Genomic DNA, 4,266 nt, shown 5'->3' with positions numbered 1-4,266 from the left:
GAGCCTGAATTGTGCTCGCCCCGGTGGCGAATTCGGGGATTCCGCTGTCACCGTTTGGCTTTAGCGGAGTCAAACAATTTAACTGCCTTTTACGATTCGAATCAGCGTTGACGCCCCCCGCTCCCGGCGTAAGTTTGGGCCTCTAACGCACTTCCATCCCACCACGGATGAACACGGCGCGGGACCAGTTTCGCGGCGGCGTGAGATGTCTGATCGAGAGTACGACCCCACCCCGGGCGGCGCCCAGCCGCACCGGACAGGAGAAGTCGTCCCCGATCCAGGCCGCTCGAAGGGCGTCGGGTGATGAATTCTTTTGGCGGGTGACTGAGTATGGCGGGGGGAGCGCAGATGGCTGGGATGACCGATCCGGATCGTATCTGGACCGAGGCGGCGGGTCGCCTGCGCAGCGAGATCGGCGAGGGCGCCTTCAGCTCCTACATCGCCCCCTCGGCGGTGCGGGCCGACGGCGCCGGCCAGCTGATCCTTGTCACCCCGACCGCCTATGCCCGTGACTGGGTGCGCAAGAACGCCCTGCGCCGCATGAATGAACTATGGCTGGGCCTCGACGGCCTGTCGCGCCGCCTCGAGGTCCGCTGCCGGGCCGAGATGGTGTCGACCCCGCCGGCCTCCCAGGTCGCCGCCGGTCGCGCCGAAGCCCCCGTCGCCAATGTCGTGCCGATGCCGATGGCGACGCACGGCCCCGTCGCCGACGGCGCCCGCGCGGTGCGCGCCGCCGGGCTGCAGGAGCGGCTCAATTTTGACAGCTTCGTGGAAGGCCAGGGCAACGCCTTCGCCCTCGCCATCGCCCGACAGGCCGCCTGCTGGGCCGACGGCCACTTCAACCCGATCTTCTTCTGCGGCCCCTATGGCTACGGCAAGACCCATCTGCTCAACGCCATCGCCTGGGAGGCCCAGCGCCTGCGCCCGGACGCCAAGGTGGTCTATCTGACCGCCGAGCGCTTCCTGTCGACCTTCGTGCGGGCCATGCAGGATCGTTCGACCGCGGCCTTCAAGGAAAGCCTGCGCGGCGCCGACATGCTGCTGATCGACGACGTCCAGTTCGTCGGCGGCAAGGCCTCGACCCAGGAAGAACTGCTGTCGACCCTGACCGCCCTGATCGAGGACGGCAAACGCATCGTCCTGTCGGCCGACCGCCCGCCGATGGCCCTGACCGAGGTCGAGCCGCGCCTGCGCAGCCACCTGGCCTCGGGCCTGACCTGCCCGGTCGAGCCGGCCGACCGCGCCCTGAAGCTCGCCGTGGCCCGCAGCCGCATACAGGCCTTGGCGAACCTCGGCGTCGTCTCCGGCGAGGCCCAGGCCGAGGTGCTGGAGCACCTGGTCGACCGCACCCCCGGCTCGATGCGCGAACTGGAAGGGGCCGTGAACACCCTGGCCGCCGTCGCCGGCGCCCGGCTGTCGGCCCTGACCGTCGAGGAGACCCAGACGCTGCTGGGCTCCGCCCTGCGCGGCGGCCCCGAGCGCCGCATCACCGTCGACGAGATCCAGAAGACCGTCGCCGAGCATTTCACCCTGAAGCAGGCTGACCTGCTGTCCGAGCGCCGCACGCGCTCCGTCGCGCGGCCGCGCCAGATCGCCATGTGGCTGTGCAAGCAGCACACGACCCGTTCCTATCCCGACATCGGGCGCCGCTTCGGCGGACGCGACCACACCACGGTCCTGCACGGCGTACGCAAGATCGAGGAGCTGATGGCCCAGGACGACCAGATCGCCCGGGACGTCGAGGCGCTGACCCGCAAATTGAGGGGTTAGGGTCGAGGGGCGAGGGGCGCGGGCTGAAGACGCCCCGGCCCCGCCTGTGGGTTATCCACACGTCCCTCCGCATCCTCCCTCGCCCCTCGACCCTCGACCCTCGCCCCTTCCTTGCTCCGCGCCGCCAATCCGCTAGTGTCCAAGGCCCTCTATTCGCGGTGACGCCTTGAGTCGCCGCACCCCGGGCGAGACCAAATGCAGCTGACCATCGAACGATCCGCGCTCCTCAAGGCCCTCGGCCACGTGCAGAGCGTCGTCGAGCGCAGGAACACCATTCCGATCCTGTCGAACGTCCTGCTCAGCGCTGGCCGCGACAAGCTGTCGTTCGCCGCCACCGACCTCGACATGGAGATGGTCGACGAGGCCGAGGCCCAGGTGAATGTCGAGGGCCAGATCACCGCCCCGGCCCACACCCTCTACGAGATCGTCCGCAAACTGCCCGAGGGGGCCGAGGTCTCGCTCAGCTACAACGGCGACGATCCCCGGCTGGTGGTCCAGGCCGGCCGCTCCAAATTCAACCTGCCGGTCCTGCCGGCCGGCGACTTCCCGGTCATGTCGACCGACACCTCGGGCACGCGCTTCTCCCTGCCCAAGGAAGACCTGGCCCGGCTGATCGACAAGACCCGGTTCGCGGTCTCGACCGAAGAGACGCGCTATTATCTGAACGGCCTCTATCTCCACACCGTGGCCGAGAACGGCATCCCGCTGCTGCGCGCCGTGGCCACCGACGGCCACCGCCTGGCCCTTGCCGAGACCCCGGCCCCCGAGGGCGCCGCCGGCGGCCCCGGCGTGATCGTCCCGCGCAAGACCATCGACCAGGTCCGCCGCCTGCTCGACGACGGCTCGGGCCCCGTCGAGGTCATGGTCAGCCCGCAGAAGATCCGCTTCGAATTCGGCCAGGCCAGCCTGACCTCCAAGGTCATCGACGGCGCCTTCCCCGACTACATGCGGGTCATCCCCAAGGGGAACGACAAACAGGCCGACATCGACAACGCCGTCTTCGCCTCGGCCGTCGACCGCGTCGCCACCATCTCGGCCGAGAAGAGCCGCAGCGTGAAACTGGCCTTCGAGCTGGACCGCGTCACCCTGACGGTGCGCAACATGGAGGCCGGCCAGGGGGTCGAGGAGGTCGAGATCGGCTATTCCGAAGAGCCCTTCGAGATCGGCTTCAACGCCCGCTATCTGCTGGACGTCGCCGGCCAGATCACCGGCGAGACGGCGCATTTCAAATTCGCCGACCCGGCCAGCCCGACACTGGTGTTGGACCCGGGTGATCCGGGCGTGCAGTACGTGCTGATGCCGCTGCGGGTGTAGGCCGTGCAGGTCCCCCCGCCCGAGGAGGCTGGCGCGGCGCTCGAAGCGGCGATCATCGCCGCACAGAACGGCGGAAACCTTGATGATTTCGCGTCGGCGTTCATGAACTCGAACGTCGTCGTTATGCTCGCGGAAGACCCGGGCCCTGAGCCCCAAGCCATCTCGCCGCTGACGGTGTCCACGCCGGAGGGCTATCTCGCGCTCGTCGTCTTCACCACCGCCGGGAAATGCTCGAACTGGTCCCGCAACGCGCCTCAATATCCCTACGCGCGTCAGGTTCGCGCCGACTGGATTCTGAATGTGGTTGGCGACGAATACGGTGTCGCCGTGAATCCCGGCGAGGCCGTCGGCTTCAGCATGCCGCCCCACGGCGTCGCCCGGATGAAGGCACGCGGGGGTCAGGCGGGCCAAAGCCGGTAAGGCCTCGCATCCCCGGGTTGGGAAGGGGCTCAATAGTGGCTAGGGGTTGGCGGCGGCGGATGCGCCCGATCCAGCCACTCATCACCAGCCCCCGGCCAATCGCTTGATCACCGCCCTCACCCTCACCGACTTCCGCTCCTACGCAGCGGCCACCCTGCCCATCGCGGCGGGGACGGTGGTGCTGCATGGGCCGAACGGGGCGGGGAAGACCAATCTGCTGGAGGCGCTGAGCCTGTTCACCCCGGGCAAGGGGCTGCGCGGGGCGAGCGCGCCGGAGATGGGGCGGCGCGAGCCCGGCGAGGCCGGCGGCCGGGCCTGGGCGGTGGCCGCGGTCCTGACGGACGGCGACGGCGAGACGAAGCTGGGCACCGGGGTCCAGTCGCCCGGCGCGGCGCGGCGCATCGTCCGCATCGACGGCGAGACGGCCCAGCCGGGGCGGCTGCTGGACTATCTGCGCCCGGTCTGGGCCACGCCGGAGCAGGACCGGCTGTTCTCCGACGCCCGGGCGGCGCGGCTGAAATTCTTCGACCGGCTGGTGTTCGCGGCCGACCCGGACCACGCCGCCGCCGTCGCCGCCTATGAGAAGGCGCTGCGCGAGCGGCTGCGGCTGCTGACCGACGGGTCCGAAGGCCAGCCGGCCGATCCGCTGTGGCTGGACGCACTGGAGCTGCGGCTCGGCGAGGCCGGGGCCGCCGCCGCCCTGGCCCGCGCCGCCGCTCTCGTCACCCTGCAGGCCGCCATCGACGAGCGCGGCGACCGGCC

The 4,266-nt window shown here is 69.9% G+C and carries 4 protein-coding genes; all 4 read left to right on the top strand.

Annotation, left to right across the window (positions count from 1 at the left end; all coding sequences use genetic code 11):
* Positions 1 to 324: 324 nt before the first annotated feature.
* The gene (gene dnaA / locus RDU12_RS13210) at positions 325 to 1,770 is read left to right on the top strand and encodes a chromosomal replication initiator protein DnaA (protein ID WP_374990220.1); all 1,446 of its coding nucleotides are present in this window, start codon (positions 325 to 327) and stop codon (positions 1,768 to 1,770) included.
* Between the two features lie 195 nt (positions 1,771 to 1,965).
* Positions 1,966 to 3,084, top strand: coding sequence for a DNA polymerase III subunit beta (gene dnaN / locus RDU12_RS13205; protein ID WP_300289632.1), 1,119 nt, complete (start codon positions 1,966 to 1,968; stop codon positions 3,082 to 3,084).
* Positions 3,085 to 3,087: 3 nt separating this feature from the next.
* Entirely contained in the window at positions 3,088 to 3,504 is a 417-nt protein-coding gene (locus tag RDU12_RS13200) for an SseB family protein (RefSeq protein ID WP_300289631.1), read from the top strand.
* Positions 3,505 to 3,607: 103 nt separating this feature from the next.
* Positions 3,608 to 4,266 (top strand): AAA family ATPase (locus RDU12_RS13195; RefSeq protein WP_308685042.1); only part of this gene is annotated, 659 nt, incomplete at its 3' end.

Origin of the sequence: Brevundimonas sp. (assembly GCF_031082345.1) — a bacterium.
Classification (GTDB): domain Bacteria; phylum Pseudomonadota; class Alphaproteobacteria; order Caulobacterales; family Caulobacteraceae; genus Brevundimonas.
This window is presented reverse-complemented; position numbering and strand designations above follow the sequence as displayed.